The sequence below is a fragment of the Streptomyces sp. NPDC048277 genome, from assembly GCF_040652235.1.
Taxonomy (GTDB): Bacteria; Actinomycetota; Actinomycetes; order Streptomycetales; family Streptomycetaceae; genus Streptomyces.
On the sequence record NZ_JBEZLQ010000012.1, the window covers coordinates 184,189 to 205,752 of the forward strand.

At 71.9% G+C, this 21,564-nt stretch carries 16 protein-coding genes and 2 pseudogenes; 11 read left to right on the top strand and 7 right to left on the bottom strand.

The window, feature by feature from the left end:
* Positions 1–2: 2 nt before the first annotated feature.
* The gene (locus AB0D85_RS25965; RefSeq protein WP_362325063.1) at positions 3–1,268 is read right to left on the bottom strand and encodes an extracellular solute-binding protein; all 1,266 of its coding nucleotides are present in this window, start codon (positions 1,266–1,268) and stop codon (positions 3–5) included.
* Positions 1,269–1,397: 129 nt separating this feature from the next.
* Between AB0D85_RS25965 and AB0D85_RS25970 the strand changes: the two genes are divergently transcribed.
* The 4 genes from AB0D85_RS25970 to AB0D85_RS25985 all read left to right on the top strand — a co-directional run bounded on the left by AB0D85_RS25970 (position 1,398) and on the right by AB0D85_RS25985 (position 5,616).
* A complete protein-coding gene (locus AB0D85_RS25970; protein ID WP_362324607.1) occupies positions 1,398–2,339 on the top strand; it encodes an ROK family protein in 942 nt (313 codons plus the stop codon).
* 119 nt (positions 2,340–2,458) lie between these two features.
* Entirely contained in the window at positions 2,459–3,604 is a 1,146-nt protein-coding gene (nagA, locus tag AB0D85_RS25975; RefSeq protein ID WP_362325066.1) for an N-acetylglucosamine-6-phosphate deacetylase, read from the top strand.
* A 137-nt stretch (positions 3,605–3,741) separates the two neighbouring features.
* Entirely contained in the window at positions 3,742–4,590 is an 849-nt protein-coding gene (locus tag AB0D85_RS25980) for a hypothetical protein (protein WP_362324610.1), read from the top strand.
* A gap of 96 nt (positions 4,591–4,686) precedes the next feature.
* Positions 4,687–5,616 carry a 1-phosphofructokinase family hexose kinase gene (locus AB0D85_RS25985; protein WP_362324613.1) on the top strand — a complete coding sequence of 310 codons (930 nt, stop codon included), beginning with the start codon at positions 4,687–4,689 and terminating at the stop codon, positions 5,614–5,616.
* On the opposite strand, the gene AB0D85_RS25990 is transcribed toward AB0D85_RS25985, so the two are convergent.
* Both AB0D85_RS25990 and cdgB read right to left on the bottom strand, forming a co-directional pair.
* A complete protein-coding gene (locus AB0D85_RS25990; RefSeq protein WP_362324616.1) occupies positions 5,613–6,566 on the bottom strand; it encodes a carbohydrate-binding protein in 954 nt (317 codons plus the stop codon). The two genes, AB0D85_RS25985 and AB0D85_RS25990, sit on opposite strands and share 4 nt — an antisense overlap.
* 129 nt (positions 6,567–6,695) lie before the next feature.
* A complete protein-coding gene (gene cdgB, locus AB0D85_RS25995) occupies positions 6,696–8,348 on the bottom strand; it encodes a diguanylate cyclase CdgB (RefSeq protein WP_362324619.1) in 1,653 nt (550 codons plus the stop codon).
* A 371-nt stretch (positions 8,349–8,719) separates the two neighbouring features.
* Between cdgB and AB0D85_RS26000 the strand changes: the two genes are divergently transcribed.
* The 3 genes and pseudogenes from AB0D85_RS26000 to AB0D85_RS26010 form a co-directional block, all read left to right on the top strand.
* Complete coding sequence (locus AB0D85_RS26000; protein ID WP_362324622.1) at positions 8,720–9,238, top strand: flavin reductase family protein; 519 nt, start codon at positions 8,720–8,722, stop codon at positions 9,236–9,238.
* Between the two features lie 63 nt (positions 9,239–9,301).
* A pseudogene (locus tag AB0D85_RS26005) lies at positions 9,302–9,598 on the top strand (GNAT family N-acetyltransferase); the annotation flags it as partial.
* Between the two features lie 183 nt (positions 9,599–9,781).
* Positions 9,782–9,961: pseudogene (locus AB0D85_RS26010) on the top strand (GNAT family N-acetyltransferase); the annotation flags it as partial.
* An 8-nt stretch (positions 9,962–9,969) separates the two neighbouring features.
* Here the strand turns inward: AB0D85_RS26010 and AB0D85_RS26015 are convergent.
* Both AB0D85_RS26015 and arfB read right to left on the bottom strand, forming a co-directional pair.
* Positions 9,970–10,821: a sigma-70 family RNA polymerase sigma factor gene (locus AB0D85_RS26015; protein WP_362324625.1), complete on the bottom strand. Its 852-nt coding sequence runs from the start codon at positions 10,819–10,821 to the stop codon at positions 9,970–9,972.
* Between the two features lie 123 nt (positions 10,822–10,944).
* Positions 10,945–11,373, bottom strand: coding sequence for an alternative ribosome rescue aminoacyl-tRNA hydrolase ArfB (gene arfB, locus AB0D85_RS26020; protein ID WP_362324628.1), 429 nt, complete (start codon positions 11,371–11,373; stop codon positions 10,945–10,947).
* Positions 11,374–11,561: 188 nt separating this feature from the next.
* Here arfB and AB0D85_RS26025 point away from each other — a divergent pair, with 188 nt between their 5' ends.
* Positions 11,562–12,137, top strand: a complete 576-nt coding sequence (locus AB0D85_RS26025) for a TerD family protein (protein ID WP_355709085.1) — start codon at positions 11,562–11,564, stop codon at positions 12,135–12,137.
* An 85-nt stretch (positions 12,138–12,222) separates the two neighbouring features.
* Here AB0D85_RS26025 and AB0D85_RS26030 read toward each other — a convergent pair whose 3' ends face one another.
* Positions 12,223–13,623: a M1 family metallopeptidase gene (locus AB0D85_RS26030; RefSeq protein WP_362324632.1), complete on the bottom strand. Its 1,401-nt coding sequence runs from the start codon at positions 13,621–13,623 to the stop codon at positions 12,223–12,225.
* Positions 13,624–13,702: 79 nt separating this feature from the next.
* On the opposite strand from AB0D85_RS26030, the gene AB0D85_RS26035 reads away from it, so the two are divergent.
* Together AB0D85_RS26035 and AB0D85_RS26040 are read left to right on the top strand one after the other, a co-directional pair.
* Positions 13,703–14,203 (top strand): hypothetical protein, encoded by a 501-nt coding sequence (locus tag AB0D85_RS26035; RefSeq protein ID WP_362324635.1) that lies wholly within the window; start codon positions 13,703–13,705, stop codon positions 14,201–14,203.
* A gap of 130 nt (positions 14,204–14,333) precedes the next feature.
* Positions 14,334–19,565, top strand: coding sequence for a hypothetical protein (locus AB0D85_RS26040; protein ID WP_362324638.1), 5,232 nt, complete (start codon positions 14,334–14,336; stop codon positions 19,563–19,565).
* 111 nt (positions 19,566–19,676) lie between these two features.
* Here the strand turns inward: AB0D85_RS26040 and AB0D85_RS26045 are convergent, their stop codons facing one another.
* Positions 19,677–20,363: a pentapeptide repeat-containing protein gene (locus tag AB0D85_RS26045; protein ID WP_362324641.1), complete on the bottom strand. Its 687-nt coding sequence runs from the start codon at positions 20,361–20,363 to the stop codon at positions 19,677–19,679.
* 169 nt (positions 20,364–20,532) lie between these two features.
* Here AB0D85_RS26045 and AB0D85_RS26050 point away from each other — a divergent pair, with 169 nt between their 5' ends.
* Positions 20,533–21,516, top strand: coding sequence for a zinc-binding dehydrogenase (locus AB0D85_RS26050; RefSeq protein WP_362324644.1), 984 nt, complete (start codon positions 20,533–20,535; stop codon positions 21,514–21,516).
* Positions 21,517–21,564 lie beyond the last annotated feature (48 nt).

The window sequence follows — 21,564 nt, forward strand, 5'->3', positions numbered from 1 at the left end:
GCTCAGCCCGTCGTCGTACGGCTGTCGGCCGCCGCCGCCTCGGCCTGGAGCCGCGTGAGGATCGTGGTCGGACTGCCCGTCGAGGTGACCGCCGTACCGATCCGCTTCTTGATGTCGGCGCTGACGGCGGCCCAGGACGTCTTGCCCGCCGGGTACAGCGCGGAGGTCGGCAGCTGGTCGAGGAAGGGGCGGAGCTGCTCGTCCCCCGCCCGGGTGGAGTCGGTCATCGTCTGGGACGCGGACGTGGTGACGGGGAGCAGTCCGTACTCGCGGGAGAACGACAGGACGTTCTTCTCGCTGTAGACGTAGTCGAGGAAGTCGCCGACCTGGTCCGCGTGGCCGTTCTGCTTGAACGCCGCCATCCAGTCGGTGACGCCCATGGACGCGGTGGAGGTCGTCTGGCCGGCGCGGCCGGGCATCGCGACCATGCCGAACTTCACGCCCTTCGCCTCGGCCTGCTTCATCAGGGTCGGGTGACCGTTGACCATGCCGACCTGGCCGTTCGCGAACGCGGCGAACGCCGTGGCGCGGTTCAGCTTGCCGGGCGCCGTCGGGCCGGTCAGCCCCTTGCCCACCAGTTCGTCCCTGAGCCAGGTGAAGGTGTCGATGTTCTGCGTGGAGTTGATCGTGTACGTGCCGGTGTCGTCGGTGTAGCCGCTGCCGCCGCTGAGCAGCCACTGCATCGTCTCCGCCTGGGCCTCCTCGGGACCGAGCGGCAGCGCGTACGGGTAGGTCACGCCCTGCGCCTTGAGCGCCTCCGCGTCGGCCGCCAGGTCCTTCCAGGTGGTGGGCGCGGTGGTGATGCCGGCCTTGGCGAAGAGGGTCTTGTTGTAGAAGAGGACGCGCGTGGACGCGGCGAACGGGATGCCGTACTGCGCGTGGTTCCACTGGCCCGCCTCGGCGAGCTGGGAGGGGAAGTCGGCCTGGACCGGGATGGAGAGCAGGTCACCGGCCTCGTACAGCTTGCCGGCGGCCGCGTAGTCGGCGTACGAGCCGATCTGCGCCAGGTCGGGCGCCTTGCCCGCGGCGACCATGTCCTTGACCTTGCGGTCGACGTCGTTCCAGGAGTAGACGGTGACGTCGATCTTCACGCCGGAGTGCTGGGCCTCGTACGCCTTGGCCAGCTCGTCCCAGTACTTCTGGGAGCTGTTGGCGGCCGAGTCGCCGTAGTCGGCAGCGACGAGTCTGAGGGTGACGTCCGAGGATCCGGTCGTCCCACAGCCACCGAGGACCGCCGTCATGCCCAGGGTGGACACCACCGCGATCATTCCTGCCTTACGCCGCCGCACCTGTACTACCTCGATCTAACTGTCTCGCCGTTCAATATGTGGACCCATAAGGTCTACACCACGTAAGTGGACTAGACCTCTTGCGGGTCCGCGGGCCACACTGTCCTTGTGAGACATGTCATCGCCCTGGACGTGGGCGGCACCGGAATGAAGGCCGCGCTGGTCGGGCCGGACGGCGAGCTGCTCCACCAGGACCGCCGGGCGACCGGCCGCGACCGCGGCCCCGACGCCGTCGTCACCGCCATCCTCGACTTCGCCACCGAGCTGTACGCGTACGGCGGGAAGCACCTCGGCGAGCCCGCGTCGGCGGCCGGCGTGGCGGTCCCCGGAATCGTGGACGAGCACGCCGGCATCGCGGTCTACGCGGCCAACCTCGCCTGGCGCGACGTCCCGCTGCGCGCCCTCCTCGCCGACCGCCTCGGCATCCCGGTCGCCCTCGGCCACGACGTGCGCACCGGCGGCCTGGCGGAGGGCCGGCTGGGTGCGGGCCGGGGAGCGGACCGCTTCTTCTTCGTGGCGCTCGGCACGGGGATCGCGGGCGGCTTCGGCCTGGACGGCCGGGTGGAGTCGGGCGCGCACGGTTTCGCGGGCGAGATCGGCCATGTCGTCGTACGGCCGCAGGGTGCCCCTTGCCCGTGCGGGCAGCGCGGCTGCCTGGAGCGGTACGCGTCGGCGGCCGCGGTGAGCGAGGCGTGGGCGCAGGCCTGCGGTGACCCGGACGCGGACGCGGCGGACTGCGCGAAGGCCGTCACGTCCGGCGACCCGAACGCCGTCCGGGTGTGGGGAGAGGCGGTGGGGGCGCTGGCCGACGGCCTGGTCACGGCCCTCACCCTGCTGGACCCGCGCGTCCTGATCGTCGGCGGTGGACTGGCGGAGGCGGGAGACGTGCTGTTCGAGCCGCTGCGGGAGGCGGTGCAGGACCGGGTGACCTTCCAGAAACTCCCGACGATCGTTCCGGCCGCACTGGGAGACACGGCCGGTTGCCTGGGGGCGGGCTTGCTCGCCCAGGACCTGTTGACTACGACGACCACTCCGGAGGTAGCCCCCTGATGGCTGCGAAAGAGCCGCACTACAACGCCCCGTCAGGGGCGCGGGGCCGTGTTGAATCTGCGGCTGCCGCCGCGTGGGCGCGATCAGCCACAACGCACCCGCAGCCGGGCCCGAACGGTCTGGTCCTCGACGGGGCCCGGGTAGTCCTCCCGACCGGAGTGGTCGACAAGGGCCAAGTGGTCGTCGAGGGCACGAAAATCACCGCCCACGCCCCCGAGAACGCCCAGGTGATCGACGTCTCCGGCCACTGGCTGCTGCCGGGGTTCGTCGACATCCACAACCACGGCGGCGGCGGAGCCTCCTTCAGCTCGGGCACGGCGGAACAGATCCTCACCGGCGTCCACACGCACCGCAGGCACGGCACGACCACCCTCGTCGCGTCCACCGTCACCGACGACATGGATGTCCTCGCCCGTCAGGCCGGCCTGCTCTCGGAGCTCGCCGAGCAGGGCGAGATCGCCGGTATCCACTTCGAGGGCCCGTTCATCTCCCCGTGCCGCAAGGGCGCCCACTCCGAGGCGCTGCTGCGGGACCCGGACCCGGCGGAGGTCCGCAAGCTGATCGACGCGGCGCGCGGGCACGCGACGATGGTCACGCTGGCCACCGAACTCCCCGGCGGCATCGAGTCGGTACGGCTCCTCGCCGAGCACGGCGTGATCGCCGCCGTCGGCCACACGGACGCGACGTACGAGCAGACGGTCGAGGCCATCGACGCGGGCGCGACCGTCGCCACCCACCTCTTCAACGCGATGCCGCCGCTGGGCCACCGCACCCCCGGCCCGATCGCCGCGCTCCTGGAGGACGAGCGGATCACGGTCGAGCTGATCGACGACGGCACCCATCTCCACCCCGCCGCACTGCAGTTGGCGTTCCATCACGCGGGCCCCGAGCGCGTCGCGTTCATCACGGACGCCATGGACGCGGCGGGTGGCGGTGACGGCCGCTACCTCCTCGGCCCGCTGGAGGTCGAGGTGACCGACGGGGTGGCCCGGCTGGTGGAGGGCGGTTCGATCGCCGGCTCCACGCTGACGCTGGACCGCGCGCTGAAGCGGGCGGTGACCGTCGACAGGCTTCCCGTCGAGCACGCCGTCGCCGCGCTGTCCGCCAACCCGGCCCGGCTGCTGGGCCGCTACGACCGTGTCGGCTCCCTGGAGCCCGGCAAGGACGCGGACCTCGTGCTGCTGGACGAGAACTTCGACCTCAAGGGCGTGATGCGCCAGGGCACTTGGGTGGTGGCACCGGAGCTGGTTCCCCAACTGCCCTGACTGCCTTGTGCGATTACGCACTTATTGCACAGAGGATCTTCATTGATCCAGAGCCGGGTCCATATGATGCGAAGATCAACAGGCCCGGCTCGAAGGCGACTTCGGCGGGCCCCTCACATCCCAGTGGGGGGATTCATATGCGTATACGTGTCGCGGCCGCCGTGGTCTCCGGTGCCGTCGTTCTGTCCGCGCTCGCTCTTCCCGTCGCCGCCCAGGCCGCGGAGCGTCCGGACGTGTCGGCGAGACTCGGCGCCTTCGCCTCGAAGACCGTCCGTCCGGACGACTCGGGGGGCAACACCAAGTTCTCGGACGCGGTCGTCAACGGCGGCAAGGACATCGTCCTCGGCACCACCGGCAAGAAGTCCGTCACCGTCACCTACACCGCCACGGACCAGAGCGGCATCGCCCTCACCGAGGCCTTCCTGTGGCAGGGCACCGACAGCTCGACCCCGGAGGGCATCACCGGCGGCCTGGGGACGGACGACGACCCCGACTGCACGGAGACGGCGACCCAGGGCGTCTACCACTGCACGGCCGTCTTCAACATCCACCCGGCCACCGACATGAAGGACAACGGCGTGGCCGGGACCTGGAAGCTGTTCCTGGGCGCCTGGGACCTGTACGCGAACCCCAGCTTCAACAACGAGGTCACCTCCGCCTCGATCAAGAAGCTCTCCACGCTCACGGCCGACGCCACCCCCGAGCCCGTCAAGAAGGGCAGCACCATCACGGTCACGGGCAAGCTCGCCCGCGCGAACTGGTCGACGGGCACGTACGCGGGCTACGCCTCCCAGCCCGCGAAGCTGCAGTTCCGCAAGAAGGGCAGCAGCACCTACACCACCCTCAAGACGGTCAGGACCAACAGCACCGGCGTCCTGAAGACCACCACCAAGGCCACGGTCGACGGTTACTACCGCTACGTCTTCGCGGGCACCACGACCACCGCCGCCTCGACGGCGACCGGCGACTTCGTCGACGTCAGGTAGGCGCCAGGCAGGCACCCTCTAGGCCCGGCCGCCGTCTCTTGGCATGATCGAGCCCCCGAAAGACGGCGGCACAGGCATGCGAGGGAGGCCGGCACGGTGATCCTCACGGTCACTCTGAACACCGCTCTCGACATCACCTACCGGGTCGGCGCGCTGCGCCCGCACTCCTCGCACCGCGTCTCCGACGTGACCGAACGGCCCGGCGGCAAGGGTGTGAACGTGGCCCGGGTGCTGGCCGCCCTCGGGCACGAGACGACCGTGACCGGTTTCGCGGGCGGGGCCACCGGGCGGGCGGTGCGGGAGCGCCTCGCGGACACCCCGGGCGTGCGGGACGCGCTGCTGCCGGTGGCCGGGGCGACCCGCCGGACCATCGCCGTGGTGGACGAACTGACCGGCGACACGACCCAGTTGAACGAGCCCGGGCTGCAGATAGCCCCCGCCGAGTGGGGTGCCTTCCTCGACCACTACGAGGAACTGCTGCCCGGCGCCTCGGCGGTGGCGCTGTGCGGGAGTCTGCCGCCGGGGGTGCCGGTGGGGGCGTACGCGGGGCTGGTGAAGGCGGCCCGGTCCGCCGGTGTCCCGGTGCTCCTCGACACCAGCGGGGAACCCCTGCGCCGCGGTGTCGCCGCCCGCCCCGACCTGGTCAAGCCGAACGCCGACGAACTGGCCGAACTCACCGGCTCCCACGACCCGGCACGCGCCACCCAGGACGCCCGCCGGCGCGGCGCCCGCGCGGTCGTGGCCTCACTGGGCCCGCAGGGCCTGCTGGCGCTCACCCCGGAAGGCCGCTGGCGCGCGGCCCCACCGGCCCGGGAACACGGCAACCCCACCGGCGCGGGCGACTCGGCGGTCGCCGGCCTGCTCTCCGCCCTGGTGGAACAACTCCCCTGGCCGGCCCGCCTGACCCGCGCGGTGGCCCTGTCGGCGGCGACGGTACGCGCCCCGGCGGCGGGCGAGTTCGACCGCGCGGCGTACGAGAAGCTGCGCGGCCGGGTCACGGTGACCGGTGGGCCTACGGCCGCTTAGTCCTTGTTCGTGTGCTTGCCCTGCCTCAGCCACATCTGGTCCAGCAGGATGTCGCAGCTGTCGCCGCTCTGGCAGGACAGGGAGATGACGTTGGTGCCCTTGGTGAGGGTGGGGTACGTGTAGCTGGTCGTCCAGGCCTTGGTCGGATCGCTCTGGCCCGTGTAGTTGTCCAGGGGGAACTTGCTGCCGAACGTCTTGCCGTTGATGGACAGAGTCATGCTCTGGTCCTGTACGGCGCTGTAGTGCGCGTAGACGGTGTAGAGGCCGTCCGCCGGGATGCCGTCGACCGTCCAGGTGACGCCGGCGCCGGTCTGGCTGAAGTTGGTGACGTAGATGCCGCCCTGGGCGTTCGCGCCCTTGACGTCCGAGGCCGTGCTCGCGCCGCCGTCCAGACGGAAGGTCTTCGCGTCGACCGGCGAGATGTCACCCGAAGCCGACACCGAGCTGGTGCTCGACGGGCTCGGGGACGCGCTCTGGGACTGGGTCGGGGAGCTGGAGGAGCCGCTGCTCGCCTTGTTGTCGTCGCCGTTGCCGTTCATCATCGCGACGCTGATGCCGATGACGACCGCGGCGACCACCGCGATGGCGCCGATCAGGAGGCCCTTGGTGTTCGGGCCCCGGCCGCGGCCGCCGCCCGAGGACGGCATCTGCTGGCGGGTGGTCGTTGCGCCGCCCGGGAAGGTCTCCGGGGCCTGGTAGGCCGCGTTCGGCTGGCCGTAGCCGCCGGGCTGCTGCTGCGGGATGGTCTGGCCGCCGCCGTACTGCGGCGCCTGCTGCTGTCCGCCGTACGTGCGCTCGCCGACCGGGCGCACCCTGCTGACCGCGTTCGGGTAGCCGTAGCCACCGGAGCCGGACGGCGGCTGAGCGCCTCTGGCCTGACCGTCGGCGTACAGATAGCCGAACGGGTCGTCTTCCTCGGGCGTGCTCGCGCCGTTGTCGCCGGGCGTCATCCCTGGTACTCCTCAGCAGGTGCGGGCGGATCCAGTACACGTATTGAGAGTCGAGCCTACCCGGTCCTGCTGAGCCAAACGGGTGACTCGGCTCGCATCAGCGCGATGACCTGCGCAATGACCTGCGGTTCAGCCGGCACGGCGGTGCGCTTTGGGACGAGATCGTTTCTCTACGTACATGCGCTCGTCGGCGGATTTCAGGACTTCGTCCGCCGTCATGCCGCAGTGTGCCCAGCCGATGCCGAAACTGGCGCCCACCCGGACGGCCCGGCCCTCGGCGCGGATCGGCTGGATGATCTCGTTGCGCAGGCGTGCGGCGAGGTCCTGGGCGTCGGCCTTGCCGAGGCCGTCGGCGAGGATCACGAACTCGTCGCCGCCGAGGCGGGCCACCGTGTCGCCGTCCCGGACGCCCCGGGACAGCCGGCGTGCGACCTCGATGAGGACCGCGTCGCCCGCGTTGTGCCCGAACCGGTCGTTGATCGACTTGAAGCCGTCGAGGTCGCAGAAGAGCACCGCGAGCCCCTTGGCGCCGTCGTCACGGTTCTCCTCGGGGGCGACGGTGTGCACATGGTGGTCGTAGCCACCGTCGTACGACTGTGACGTGCCGGCGAAGTCGAAGCCGTGACCGTTCACGTCGTAGGCGGGGTGGCCGTAGGCCGCGTCCAGGGACTCCAGGCCGCCGGTGTCGGCGCGCCGGCAGAGCCGGGAGGAGAGGCGGGAGCGGAGCTCGGCGGAGTTCGGGAGGCCGGTGAGGGAGTCGTGGGAGGCGCGGTGGGCGAGCTGGAGCTCGCGGCGCTTGCGTTCCTCTATGTCCTCGACGTGGGTGAGGAGGAAGCGGGGGCCGTCGGCGGCGTCCGCGACGACGGAGTTGCGGAGCGAGACCCAGACGTAGGTGCCGTCGCGGCGGCCCAGACGGAGCTCGGCACGGCCGCCCTCCGCCGACGTGCGGAGCAGGGTGCCTATGTCCTCGGGGTGGACCAGGTCGGAGAAGGAGTAGCGGCGCATCGCGGAGGCGGGGCGGCCCAGGAGGCGGCACAGGGCGTCGTTGGTGCGCAGTATTCGGCCGTGCTGGTCGCCGCCCATCTCGGCTATCGCCATGCCGGAGGGGGCGTACTCGAAGGCCTGCCGGAAGCTCTCCTCGCTGGCGCGCAGGGCCTGCTGCTCGCGCTCCAGCCTGACCAGGGCCCGCTGCATGTTCGCGCGCAGACGCGCGTTGCTGATCGCGATGGCGGCCTGGAAGGCGTACATCTGGAGGGCCTCGCGGCCCCAGGCGCCGGGGTGACGGCCGTTGCGCGGGCGGTCGACGGAGATCACGCCGAGCAGTTCACCGCAGGAGCTGCCCGATATGCCGGGCGTGTACATCGGGGCGAAGAGCCGGTCGGAGGGGTGCCACTCGTCCTCGAAGCGGGGCGCGGGACCGTCGGTGTACCACTGCGGGACGTCGTCGTCGTCGAGGACCCAGCCCTCGGTGTGCGGTATGAAGACGAGGTCGCCCCAGTTCTCGCCCATGCCCAGCCGCCGGTCCCAGGAGTCACGGGAGCCGACCCGGCCGGTGATCAGGGCCTCGGCGGCGGAGTTCCCGGAGAAGGCGGCGACCACGAGATCGCCGTCGGGGCGTACGAGGTTGACGCACGCCATCTCGTAGCCGAGGGCGGTGATCACGCCGTCGGCGACCGTCTGCAGTGTGTCCGCCAGGCTCCGGGCCGTGTTCATGTCGGCCATGACCTGGTGCAGCTGTCGCAGGGACGCAAGACGGACGTAAGGCTCCGACTCGGTCTCCATGCTCGCCCTCCCCCCGAGACCTCGCAGCGAATCAAGGGTCTGCTTCAACGCTACTTTTCCCCGCCACTGAATCACAGCGCGCTGCCCACTCGGTACACAGGGTCAACAATTCATGCCCCTTGTGACTCAAGTCACAGGAGAACGTGAACAATTGAGTGGAGTTTCTGCGTTTTCCCTGTGCGTTTACTGAACACAGCCTTTGGGCGTGTGCGGACATGATGCACACAACTCCGGCGGCCGTGGTTCTCGAGTCCTAGGACCCGGCTCGGGCCGATGGCCGATGCGGTCGCACAAGGGCCGACATTAGCGTTTCCGGTGTGCTGAAGACTCCCTCCCCCGCCGCCGCAGAAGCCACCGGGCATGCTGTGGGGGTGAGCAACGATGCGTTCAAGGCCGCCATGTCCCAGCTCGCCGCGGGCGTGGTCCTGGTGACCGCGCAGGAGCCGCCGCTCGACCCGGACGACCCGCTGGCGCCGGCCGGCGAGGACGTCGGCATGACCGCGACGGCGTTCATGTCGGTCTCGCTCGACCCGCCATTGGTGCTGGTCAGCCTGCGCACCGGCGCCCGGATGGACGACCTGCTCGACGAACAGCCGCTGTGGGCGGTCTCCGTGCTCACCGAGAGCCAGCGGCACATCGCCGGCCGCTTCGCGATGAAGGGCCGCATCAGCGACCGCCTGCTCTTCGAGGACATCCCGTACGACCGCGGCGAGGCCAGCGGCGCCCCGCTCGTCGGCGGCGCCCTCGCCTCCCTGGAGTGCCGCACCGAACAGCGGGTGACGGCGGGCGACCACACCCTGGTGATCGGCCGTGTCCTCACCGCCCGTCTGCCGAGCGCGGAAGGCGGGCCGCTGATGTATTTCCGCGGCCGGTACCGGCAGTTGGGATGAGACCGCGCGGTCCGTACGGAAATTCCGTGGGCACATGCTGAACACCCCTTCTAAAGTGCGCGGATGACAACACCCCGGCCGCGCCTCGAAGAAGTCACGACCCGGAATTTGGAAGCGGCTCTCGCCATTCGCGTCCGTCCCGACCAGGAACACAACGTCGAACCCGTCGCCCATTCCCTCGCCGAGGCGTACGTCCGTCCTCCCGGAGTCGCCTGGCCGCGCCTGATTGTCGATGGCAAAGAGAACCGGCCGGTCGGCTTTCTGATGGCTTTCTTCGACATCGACTGGCACGCCGACGGCACCCTGTTCCGCTCCGGCCTGTGGCGCCTCAACATCGACGCCGGGGAACAGGGCAGGGGCCTGTCTTTCGGATCAGTCGCAGAGAATCGACGATGCCTGGCCAGCGCCGGTGAGCGGGGCTTGGTGCGTGCAGCTGCAAGGCGGAGGAGGGAGTCGACGCGGAGCGTCGGCGACCGACGACAACGCCGCAGATGCGCGTGCCAAGCCCCGCGTCTGCGAGTGATCCGAAAGACAGGCCCTTGGGGCTACGGCCGGTTCGCGGTCGAGGCGGTCGCCGCGGAGGTCCGCCGCCGGAGCGGCACCCGGATGTACGTCACCTGGCACGCCGGCCCGGACGGCCCCGAGGAGTTCTATCTGCGACTGGGCTTCCGGCGGACCGGCGAGGTCAGCGGGGACCAGCCGGTCGGGGTGCTGGAGCTCTAGGCCCTGTCCTAGCCGATCTCGATGTCGAGTTCCGCCAGTCGGCCCGGGTCGGTCACGATGTCCAGTACGGCGATGCGGTCGCGCACGACGGTGAAGGCCAGGGCCCGTTCCGGGCGGCCGTCGGCGAGGACGACGAGGCCCGGTGCGCCGTTGACGAGTGCCGGGACCGCGGGACCGACGAAGGGCGCGTAGCGCGCGGCACCGGAGGCGACCGCGGCGGCGCCCGTGGTCACGCCGGCCTCGGTACGGGCCACCACGTCCGGGTCCAGCACCTCCAGCAGCCCCTCGAAGTCGCCGTCGCGCGCGGCCGTCATGAAGGCGTCGACGAGTTCCCGCTGCCGGGCCGGACCGGCCTCCGGGGTACCGTGCGGGCCGCGCACCCGGCGCCGGGCCCGGCTGGCCAGCTGGCGTGCGGCGGCGGGGTTGCGGCCGAGGATCCCGGCGATCTCCTCGAACGGCACCGCGAACAGGTCGTGCAGCACGAACGCGAGCCGTTCGGCGGGGGTGAGGGTGTCCAGGACGACCAGGAGCGCGACCCCGACCGTGTCGGCGAGGAGGGCGTCCTGTTCGGGGTCGGCGGGCGCCGGAAGGTCCGTCGGGCCGCCGGATTCCAGGGGCTCCTCGGCGCGCGACTTCCGGGACCGCAGCATGTCCAGGCAGACCCGGCCGACGACGGTGGTGAGCCAGCCGCCCAGGTTCGCCACCCGCCCCTCACCGGTCCGGCTCAGCCGGAACCAGGCCTCCTGCACGGCGTCGTCGGCCTCGGCGACCGAGCCCAGCATGCGGTGGGCCACGGCGCGCAGCCGCGGGCGGTGCGCCTCGAAGCGCTCGGCGAGGAAGTCGTCGTCGGTACTGCTCATGCCGGTGCCACTCCGTCGTCGTAGTCCCTCCGCCCGCGACTGCGCGGGCGGCTTCGCTGGACTGACGGAGCGGAGCACGGGGATGTGACACGAGGCTTCGTACGACCGGTTTCACGACCGGTTCTACGACCAGTCGCGGCCCGTCCGTCCCCGCTTGGTCTCCGACCGCTGCTTCTTCTCCCGCAGCCGGCGTTCGTTGATCCCGCGCGGGATGCGGGTCGGTGTGCGGGGCTTGGGCGGGGGCGCGGTGGCCTCCGCGAGGAGCGCGGCGAGGCGTACGGCGGCGGTCTCGCGGTTGCGCCACTGGGAGCGGTGCTCGGAGGAGCGCACGGTGACGACCCCGTCGACGAGCCGCCCGGCCAGCCGCGCCAGCGCCCGCTCCTTCCACACCCGCGGCAGCGCCTCGGTGCCGGCCAGGTCGAAGCGGAGCTCCACCTGCGAGTCGCTGGTGTTGACGTGCTGCCCGCCGGGCCCGGACGACCGCGAGAAACGCCAGTTGAGCTCGGCCTCCGGGAGGGAGACGGAGCCTCTGATGACGTAAGGACCGGACATGCCCCTATGGTCGCGCGGCTGACCGGCACACGTCACGCGAATATCGTTCACCGAGATTTCGGTAAAGAAGGTAAAGAGAGTTGGAACCTTCGGTACCCCTCGTGGCGTTCATACAGGTAGCTGTAGCTTCAGCCCGTACGCCGCACGGCCGTACGGCCGTATGCAAACAAGGGAAAGGACTCCCGACCATGGCTGTAAGCCTGTCCAAGGGTGGCAACGTCTCGCTCACCAAGGAGGCACCGGGCCTGACCGCCGTCACCGTGGGCCTCGGCTGGGACGTCCGCACCACCACCGGCACGGACTTCGACCTGGACGCCTCCGCGATCGCGGTCAACACGCAGGGCAAGGTCTACTCCGACGCCCACTTCGTCTTCTTCAACAACAAGCAGACGCCGGACCAGACCATCGTCCACACGGGCGACAACCGCACCGGCGAGGGCGCGGGCGACGACGAGGCCATCAACGTCAACCTGGCGGGCCTCCCCGCCGACATCGACAAGATCGTCTTCCCGGTCTCGATCTACGACGCGGAGACCCGCTCGCAGAACTTCGGCCAGGTCCGCAACGCCTACATCCGCATCGTCAACCAGGCCGGCGGCGCCGAGATCGCCCGCTACGACCTCTCCGAGGACGCGGCGACGGAGACCGCGATGGTCTTCGGCGAGCTGTACCGCAACGGCGCCGAGTGGAAGTTCCGCGCGGTCGGCCAGGGCTACGCGTCCGGCCTCGTCGGCATCGCCCAGGACTTCGGCGTCAACGTCTGACACCCGCCTGCCGCCTGATCGGGAGCCCCGGCGTCACAGAACACGACGACCGGGGCTCCGGTGCACCCCCGGCGGCTGACCGGTCCTACGGATGCGCGGGTTTGCCGTCCCCGTACAGCCAGTCCTTCCAGATGGCGGAGAAGTCCTTGCCGGGGGCCGTCTTCTCGACGTACGCGGTGAACTCGGCGGTGTCCGCGTTGCCATGGCGGTGGGCGGCGGCCCAGCCCCGGAGGATGTCGTGGAACCGGTCGTCGCCGACCTTCTGGCGGATCTTCTGCAGGACCATCGCGCCCCGTTCGTAGACGGGCGGCCCCGAGATGTACTCGGCGCTCGGCGGCTCGGCCGGTGCGAACCCCCAGAGCGTGGCGTCGTCCGTGGGGGTGGCGTAGACCTCGTCGAAGATCTGCTGGACGGTCCGGCCGCCGTGGTCCTCCTGCCACAGCCACCCGGCGTAGGTCGCGAAGCCCTCGTTGAGCCACATGTCCCGCCAGTTCTTCGGGGTGACGGAGTCGCCGTACCACTGGTGGGCGAGTTCGTGGACGAGGGTGTGGAGTTCTGGAGCACCGGGGAAGACGGGCCGGTTCTGGGTCTCCAGGGCGTACCCGGCGTCGCCCGGCCGGTCGACGATCGCGCCGGTGGAGGAGAAGGGGTAGGGGCCGAAGTTGCGCTGCTCCCACGCGATGATCTCGGGGATCCTCGCGAGCACGCTCTTGCTCGCGGCGGCCTGCGTCGGGTCCACGGCGACGTACACCGGCAGACCGTCGGAGGTCGTGGACCGGGTGATCGTGAAGTGGCCGATGGCGACCGTGGCGAGGTAGCTCGCCATCGGCTCCGCGCTGTGCCAGACGAAGGCGGTCCGGTCGCCGTCGGTCGTCTCGCTCTTCAACTCGCCGTTGGAGACGGCCTGGAGGCCCTTGGGGACGGTGACCGTGATGTCGTACGACGCCTTGTCGGAGGGAAGATCGTTGTCGGGGAACCAGGCCATGGAGCCGACGGGTTCGCCGAGGGCCAGCGCGCCGTCGGCGGTGCGCAGCCAGCCCTCCTTGGAGCCGTCGGGATCGGTGATCGTCTCCGGGCTGCCCGAGTAGCGCACGGTGGTGGCGAAGGTCTCGCCCTTCTTCAGGTCGTCGTGCGGGCGGATCGTCAGCTCCTGGCCGGCGCGGTTCCAGCGGGCGGCCTTGCCCCCGACGGTGACCGTGTCGACGTCCAGCCCCTTGAGGTCGAGGTCGAAGGCGGTCAGGTTCTGGGTGGCGCGGGCGGTGATGACGGCGGTGCCGGTGAGGTGGCGGGTGCCTGGGTCGTAGGCGAGGGTGAGGCCGTAGTGGCCCACGTCGTAGCCGCCGTTGCCCGCCTTCGGGAAGTACGGGTCGTGGAGGCCCGCGCCACCGGGGGTGCCGTGGACTCCACCGCGCGCGGTGAGCGCGAGGGTGAGGGACAGCGCGAGCGCGCCTGCGGCGACGGAGAAAACGCGTGCACGTCTGGACACGCGATCGATCCTAATGAGGCGGGGGCGGTTCCCACAGGTCGATGAGGCGGGTGGTTCCGGCCATGACACCATCGGCTACGTGCTCGACATCGGCTACGCCCTCTCCAACCGCTTCCCGGACCCGCCCCAGACCGACTACCGGCGTGTGGACGTCCACACGCTGCGCCACGACCTGTTCTGCGGGGACGTCTACCTCGCGGACACCAAGGCGGACCGGGAACTGTCCACAGCCTGGGGATGGGTGCCGGTGCTGGACTTCGCATGGGCGCTGTGCGACATCGCGGAGCGGATCGACCGCGACCCGGCGGGGTCCCGGGCCGCCCGCCCCCAGCACGCGGAACTCGACTTCACCGAGTCCACGGACCGCATGCTCTTCGAGCGCCGCTTCGGCTGGGTGGACATCGAGGCGGACTGGATGCCGGCCGAGGAACCGCCCCTCACCTTCTCCCACACCGAGCTGCGCCGGGAGGCGCGGGACTTCCTGCACGACCTGATCGCCGACCTCACCGACATGCACGAGGACCTGGCGGACAACCCGGCGATCTGGACACTGCAGTCCCGCTTCCCGCGGGTCTCCTGACCGGCCTCCCGAACCGCTGAACGACCCCCCGGTGTACGGAAGTTGACCTTCCGCCTAGGCGGGAGTGACAAGTGGGGCGGGAGTCGGCGGAAGGCGGTCCGCGCGTCTCGGCGGTGCATACGTTGACTCCGTGCGGACGCAGCGACAGGCAGGCGACAGCGGAAAAGACGCCTCTTCGGAGGCCTCCAGGACGCCGGTCAACGCCAAACCCCTCGGCTCGGGAAGGCCCGTCGGCCCCATGGAGCACGCGATGCTCGCCCTCCAGGGGAAGGCGGGGAACGCGGCCACCACGCAGGCGCTGCTGAACAGCTCCCCCGGGAAGGGGAAGGGCGTCGCACGGCCGTCGGCGGCACGGCGCCGGCCGTTGGCGCCGCCGGCCGCCGTCACCGAGGAACACGCCGGGCCGGGACTCGTGCTGCCGCCGTACCTGATGGACTTCCGGGCGGCCGGGCTGTCCACGGCGTACGGGCTGACCGGGCAGGAGTTCGTCCGCAACGCCGTGGCCGCCGTGGTCGGCCACGGCGACGGCACGGTCGCCGACATCGCCGCCGACCTGGCCGGCCGCCCCGAGTCGTACTACGGACAGGGCCGCGCCTTCGCGGTCCAGGGCAAGAACGGCAAGGAGTGGTTCGACGTCACCGTCACCATCTCCCGCGCCCCCGACGACAGGCCGCCGGTCTTCCACCCCAAGGACCTGATCGACAACACCGTCCCGGACCCGGACGGAGCGCCGTTCGCCGCGGTGGACGAGGCCGAGGGCAAGGACACCAAGGTCGACGTCCAGCACAACACCGCCGCGACCGTCGCGACGACCGCGAGCGGCGGGTCGAGCAAGGGCCTGGGCGGGATGGCCTTCGGGCTCGCGCCCGTCGTACCGGGGCTGTGGCTGGGCGGCGCCGGCATGGCGGGCGCGCAGCCCTGGCAGTCCTCGCGGGAGTCCCGCAGCCAGCGCAACGTGGCCGAACCGCGGGTGCTGCGCAGCGACAAGGGCTCGGTCGAGGCGCCGCGCAAGGTGCGCTACGGCGTACGGATCAAGCGGCAGGGCGCCGCGCACGCGCAGACCTTCCACGGTTCGGGCGCCCTCACCCAGCGCGTGCCCACCGAACACCTGGTGCCGGGCGGCACCCGGGCGCCCGCCGCCCCGGCCGCCGTCCAGGCGGACACCGCCCGCCGTGTCTCGCTCGCCGACTCCATGGCCCCGGTCGCGGTGACCGACACCGCCGCCCCGCACCAGGGCGGCGGCGGGCTCTTCGACACGGTCGCCTCCGTCCTGCACCCCTCGCTCACCGCACCCGGCGCGCCCGGCCGCGCCCGGCTCTACGAGGCGACCTCCACCGCGACCGTCCTGGAGGACATGCCCCGGCTGCTGCGCGACGGCGTGACCGGCGAGGACCTGTCGTCCAAGGACGGCAGCAGCGTGGGCAGTTACCGTATGCAGGCCGTGATCACCGGTATGTCACCCGCCTGGGGCACCGGCGGGACCCAGCTGCGCACCCATCAGCAGACCCAGCACACGGTCACCGAGAGCGCCGGCAAGGGCCGCGCCGTCACCGGCGGCCTGGGCCCGGCCATCGGTGTCGGAGTCTCCGGGACCGCGGCCGTCGTCCGGGCCACGGCCATGCCGGTCGCGGCGGCCCGCAAGGCGCGGTTCACCGTGGCCGAGCAGACCGTGTCCAGCCGCCAGGGCGCGGAGGTACGCGGCGACAAGGTGCTCTACCTCGCGAGCGTCCAGTTCACCGCGGAGGGCACGGGCCCGCGCTCGGCCGAGATGATCCTGCGCCCCGGGACCCGGGTCGCCCGGCACTCGATGCAGGTGTGGATGAGCCTGCGCGCCGACGAGGCGCAGTCGCTCGGGCTGCCGCTGCCACCGGGCGTCAAGGCCAAGGAGTTCATCGAGAAGCCCAAGCAGACCGACGAGGACGGGAACGAGACAGACGTCGAACGGCACCTCCCCTTCGGCGCCATGGGCTCCAGCGTCACCCTCAGCCAGCTCGACACCGCCCCCATGGTGAAGGCCGTCCAGGAACTGTTCGCGACCGATCCCCGGCTGGCCGGCTATCTGCCCTCCTTCGGTACGGACGCGGTGTCCTCGGCCCCGAGCAAGGAGGAGGCCGCCCTCCAGCGGCGCAACCACCGCGAGCTGATGGCCGCCCTGTCCGAGACCAACCTGCGGGTCAACAAGGACCAGTTGACCTCGACCGGCATCCGGGTGCGGCTGCGCCGCAAGACCACGCTGCACGCGCACGACGTGCAGATCCGGGTCCGAGGACAGCTCCGCGAGACCGGCTACCTCGGCGACACCGACAACTGGCTGGTGCGCAGCCACTCCGGTGTCACCAGCAACGCACAGAGCGGACGCGGCAGTTCACGTTCGATCGGCGGCCTGGTCCTCGGCCAGGCCAGGATCGTCCCCGGCATCCTGACCGGCTCGGCCCGCTACGAGAAGCACCGCGCCGGCACCCGCCGCAACCAGGCCGGCCCCACCACCCGCACGGACATCCTCACCAACGGCTCCGAGAAGGCCGCCACCTTCGGGGCAGCCCTGCGCCTCGACGTCGACGTCACCATGACCTCCCGGCAGCGCAAGCTGGGCCGCGCCCTCACCCCCGGCTCCCCGGGCCAGGACGCCCCGGAGGCCACCCCGCTGGCGGGACTGCGGCTGGACGAGCAGGACGTACGGCTGGTCACCCCGACGGAGTTCACCCTCGACGAGGAGGGCAAGCGGCGCCAGGACGCGGTGGGCGACCGGCGGCGGGCACAGGCCCCGCGCCCCGAGCACGCCGTCACCGCCGAGGGCATCGGCGATCTGGCCACGCTCGTGCCCCGGCCGTCCGTCGGGCAGGCGCTGCGGGACTGGCAGCTGGTGGAGACGGTCGGCGACGGCCGGCCCGTCCGCGACCTCGCCTTCCAGCTGCTGTCCCGGGCCGCCGCCCGCAACAAGGGCGTACGCGAGGATCCCGCGCTGCAGACGGAGGGGCTCGCCCCGCGGCTGGCGATCGAGGAGCGGTTCGGCCCGCAGGCCATCACGGCCTCGCTGCGGCAGGCCGCGTCCTCCGGGTGGGTGGTGAAGAACCTGCGCTATCCGCGCCGGCTCGCCGCGCTCAACGGGGCCGTGGGCACCCGGCTCACGCTGACCAACCCGAAGTTCCTGCACAAGGGCGCGGGTCCCGGCACGGAGACGTTCGTGCTCGGCGGGCACCAGGCCGCCGGCCAGGAGGGGCGGAGCAGCACCAGCACGGTGCAGGTCGGCGCCACCGGATCGGAGAACGGCGCCGAGTGGCGGGTGGGCCAGGGCCTCTCCGCGAACCGCACCAGCGGCACGGGCGACACCCGGTCCGCGGCCCTGTCCGGCACGGTCGAGCGCAACGCCCACACCCCGAAGAAGGCGCCGCTCTACCTGGTCCAGTGCGATCTGCTCGTCACCATGGTCGCCGAGGTCAAGGTCACCGGCGGCGGCCCCTACGTGGCGACGGCCGCCCGCACCCTGCCGGCCGAGGCGGCGGTGTGGCTGACGGAGGCGCAGTTGCCGGCGCACATCCGCAGGCAGCTGAAGCTGGACCCCGAGCCGGCGCTGATGTCACCGCCCGGGCAGAAGAGGGACGGGAGTTCGACGGCGGGGAAGCAGCGGGACGGGAGTTCGGTGACAGGGCAGCCGCCGGCCGAGAGCTCCCGGACGGGCGCCGAGCGCGAGGCCCGGGCGAAGGCGCGGGCCACGGACACGGCCGGATCCCGGGCCACGGACACCGCCGGGTCCTCCACCTCCGCGCCGCCGCGCACCGGCCCCTCCTTCGACCGCGGCCTGCCCTTCGGCTTCGGCATGATCGAGAACCTGCCGAACTTCGTACCGCTGCTGGCCCGGCTGCGGACCCGCCTCGCGGAGAGCGGACAGCAGAGCCTCGCCGAGGACCTGCTGCCCCGGCAGCAGCTGGCGGACCGCAACGACAACGTGCAGCGGCTGCTGCGGGTCCTGGACCGCGACGGCAGCGCGGGGCTGCTGTCCGGCGCCATGGACGGCGGCGTCACCGTCGAGCTGTTCGACGGCCGGAAGACCCCGTACTGGGCGGTGTTCAAGGTCAACCGCCTGGGCGACGGCGGCTACGACGGTGCGGCGGACGACGGCCGGGACATGGAGTACATCACCGCGGCCGTCGCCCAGCAGGCCGCCGCCCACGACGAGAGCGTGACGACCGGCGTGGAGGGGATCTTCGCGGGCTCCGGCAAACCGGAGGGCGGGGCCGGGCAGCTGAAGAGCATGGGCGGCGCGGCGGGACTCGGCGTCGGTTCGGGCGGTTCGCGGCGCACCGGCACGGCCGGCCGCGGCCAGCTCGGCATGAAGACGGTGGCGGAGGCGAAGACCGCGAAGTCCTCGAAGATGCGGGTGCCGATCGAGGCGACCCTCGAACTGCACCGGGGCGACCGCCGGGTGGCGTTGGTCTCGCTGGGCCGGCAGTCGCTGACGCACCGCGTGCTGGACAAGGACCTCGCCGCCCTCGGCCGGCTGACCGCGCCGCGCCCCGCCCCGGTGGCGGCGGCGGCCGGCCCGCAGGGCGACAGCCCGGCCGCGCTCGGCGGCTGGCGCTCCGGCGGTGTGCGGCTGCCGATGGAGGCGCAGGTGAACGGCTTCCAGGGGGCCCCGCAGGTGCGGGAGCTGGTGAACTCCGCGGTCCGGGAGGCGGGCGGCGGCGACCGCTTCCGGGCCAAGGGCCAGACGGCCGCGTACACCCTGCACGAGGCCGTCTCCACCGAGTGGCTGACCGCGGCGCTGCCGCTGCTGACCTCCGCCGGGGCGGAGCTGCCGCCGGTGCACGCCACCGGGGTGGCGGGCCAGGACCTGCGGGCGTCCCTGCACGCGCGGCTGCGGGACGGGCGGGTGCTGGGCGTCGGCGACAAAATGACCTTCGAGACGGTGGGGCAGAGCCACCTGGACGCGCCCCGGCCCACCCAGACGGACGGCCTGAGCTCCGCCGACCACGGCAGGTCGGCGCGCGGGCTGGCGGGCGCGGGTCTGCTCAACGCCGACGAGTTCCGCCTCAACCAGTTGATGGGCAACGCGGGCGGGGCGGGCGGCGCGGCCGACATGGCGGCGAACTCCTCCGGCTCGATGCCGCTGCACAAGCCCAAGCTCTCGTCGGTCCTGGTGCAGTTCACGCTGGATGTGCGGGTGGTGGCGAGGGTGGCCGACCGGGTGCGGGGCCGCCGGGGCGGCATGGCCGTACGGGAGCTCACCCTGCCGCGGCCGGTGGTGATCCGCATGCCGGAGCCGGTGGTCCGGCGGATGCTGGCCGCCCAGCCGACGCTGCTCCAGGATCCGGACGACCAGCTGGGACTGAGGAAGACTGCGGCGCCTCCGCCTCCGGCGTGAGCGCCGGGGGCTGTGTGCTTCGGCCAAGTCGCGGCTGCGGGTCGGTGGGGGCTGGTCGCGCCCACGCGGCGGTAGCCGCATATCAACACAGCCCCGCGCCCCTGCGGGGCGCTATCCCTCCACGCGGATGCCCAGCTGTGCCGCCAGCATCGGTGCCAGGTCCAGTAGTTGGGACATGCTGATCACCGCGCCCGCGAGCCGGTCCACGCCTGTCTCGATCTCCAGTGCCGCGGCGCCCCGCAGGTCGACGTCCTTCATCGTCACCCCGTTGAAGTCCGCCGCCTTCAGGGTGCAGCCGGTGAATTCCACCCGCTCCAGGACCGCGCCGCCGAAGTCCGGCTCCACGAGGACGCAGCCCTCGAAGACCACGTCTCTGAGCTTCGCCTTGCGCAGGTTCAGGTAGTCGATCTTGCCGCCGCGGATCACCACGCGCTCCAGGACGGAGCCGTGCAGCTGGGTGCCGCCGAGACGGGCGTCGATCAGCTCGACGTCGCGCAGGGTGGCCTCGGCGAGATTCGTGCCGACGCCTCTTATGCCGGTGAGGACCGAGTCCAGTACGCGCGCGTGCCGCAGTCCCGTCTCGTCGAAGGCGCAGCCCGTCAGCGCGCAGTCCATGAAGCGCGCGCCCGCTCCGTCCTGCCCGACGAAGTCCGCCTCCCGGAACTCCAGCCCGTCGTAGTCCCCGTCCGGCTCCAGCTCGCCCTCGCTCCAGGGCTCCAGCGGGGGCAGCCGCACCTCCGGCCGCCGCGCGCCCTTCACCTTGCCTCCGCCGGACCCGCCGGCCGCTGTCCTCGCCATGCCCCCATCTTGCAGGCCGCCACTGACAACCGCGGCGATGTCACATTCCGGCCGACCGGATCCGTCGTAGGAGGGAGGAGCGAGCCGAAGGCCCGTCCTTGACCTCAAGCGTGCTTGAGGTCGAAGAGTCGGTCCGTCAGGTCGTCCGGCAGCACCCAGGGGGAGCCCCATGCACGCCATCGTTCTGCACGCCTTCGGGCCTGCCGAGAACCTCAGTCACGAGAAGGCCGAGGACCCGGTGCCGGGCCCGGGGCAGGTGCGGATCGCCGTCGCCGCGGCCGGTGTCCATCTGATCGACACCAGGCTGCGGTCCGGCCACCAGAGTCCGGCGCCCCGGCCGACCGTCCTGCCGACGATCCCCGGGCGCGAGGTCGCCGGGGTCGTCGAGGCGCTCGGCGACGGCGTCGACGGGCTGTGGCTCGGCCGGCGCGTGGTCGCCCACCTCGGCTTCGCGCCGGGAGGCTACGCCGAGCTGGCGGTCACCGAGGTCGAACGGCTGCACGAGATCCCGGAGAACCTCGGCTTTCCCGAGGCCGTCGCCATGATCGGGACGGGGCGTACGGCCCTGGGAATCCTGCAGTTCGTCGACCTGGGCCCGGAGTCGGTGGTCCTCGTCCCCGCGGCCGCCGGAGGCATCGGCACCCTGCTCGTGCAGTACGCCAAACACGCGGGCGCGACCGTGATCGGCCTCGCGGGCGGCCCCGGGAAGACCGAACAGGTCCGGGCCAACGGCGCCGACCTCGCCCTCGACTACAGCGACCCCGGCTGGCCCACCCGGGTCCGCGACCGCTCCGGGCCCGGCGGGCCCGTCACCGTCGTCCTCGACGGCGTCGGCGGCGAGGTCGCCCGGGAGGCCGTCGCCCTGCTCGGCGAGGGCGGACGGCACCTTGTCTTCGGCTGGTCGGCGGAGGGGACCGGAAACGGCCGGGGCCACTTCGTCGACGGGCTCTCGGAGTCCGTCCTCGGCCCCGCGATGCTCAGCCGGACCGGCGGCCCCGACCCGCTGCGCACCCTCGAACTCCGCGCCCTCGCCGAGGCCGCCCACGGCCGGCTGCGGCCCGCCGTGACGCGCTTCCCGCTGGCCGAGGCGGCAACCGCACACCGCGCCCTGGAGAACCGGGCGACAACCGGAAAGGTCGTTCTCGAACCATGACCAGGAACAGCACACCCCAGGATGCGACCCACCCCGATCCATGGTCTT

Excerpts from the sequence above, each read along its gene's own strand:
- AB0D85_RS25965 (WP_362325063.1), bottom strand. The coding sequence starts at position 1,268 with ATGATCGCGGTGGTGTCCACCCTGGGCATGACGGCGGTCCTCGGTGGC.
- AB0D85_RS25980 (WP_362324610.1), top strand. The coding sequence starts at position 3,742 with ATGCGTATACGTGTCGCGGCCGCCGTGGTCTCCGGTGCCGTCGTTCTG.
- AB0D85_RS25990 (WP_362324616.1), bottom strand. The coding sequence starts at position 6,566 with ATGACGCCCGGCGACAACGGCGCGAGCACGCCCGAGGAAGACGACCCG.
- cdgB (WP_362324619.1), bottom strand. The coding sequence starts at position 8,348 with ATGGAGACCGAGTCGGAGCCTTACGTCCGTCTTGCGTCCCTGCGACAG.
- AB0D85_RS26015 (WP_362324625.1), bottom strand. The coding sequence starts at position 10,821 with ATGAGCAGTACCGACGACGACTTCCTCGCCGAGCGCTTCGAGGCGCAC.
- arfB (WP_362324628.1), bottom strand. The coding sequence starts at position 11,373 with ATGTCCGGTCCTTACGTCATCAGAGGCTCCGTCTCCCTCCCGGAGGCC.
- AB0D85_RS26025 (WP_355709085.1), top strand. The coding sequence starts at position 11,562 with ATGGCTGTAAGCCTGTCCAAGGGTGGCAACGTCTCGCTCACCAAGGAG.
- AB0D85_RS26045 (WP_362324641.1), bottom strand. The coding sequence starts at position 20,363 with ATGGCGAGGACAGCGGCCGGCGGGTCCGGCGGAGGCAAGGTGAAGGGC.
- AB0D85_RS26050 (WP_362324644.1), top strand. The coding sequence starts at position 20,533 with ATGCACGCCATCGTTCTGCACGCCTTCGGGCCTGCCGAGAACCTCAGT.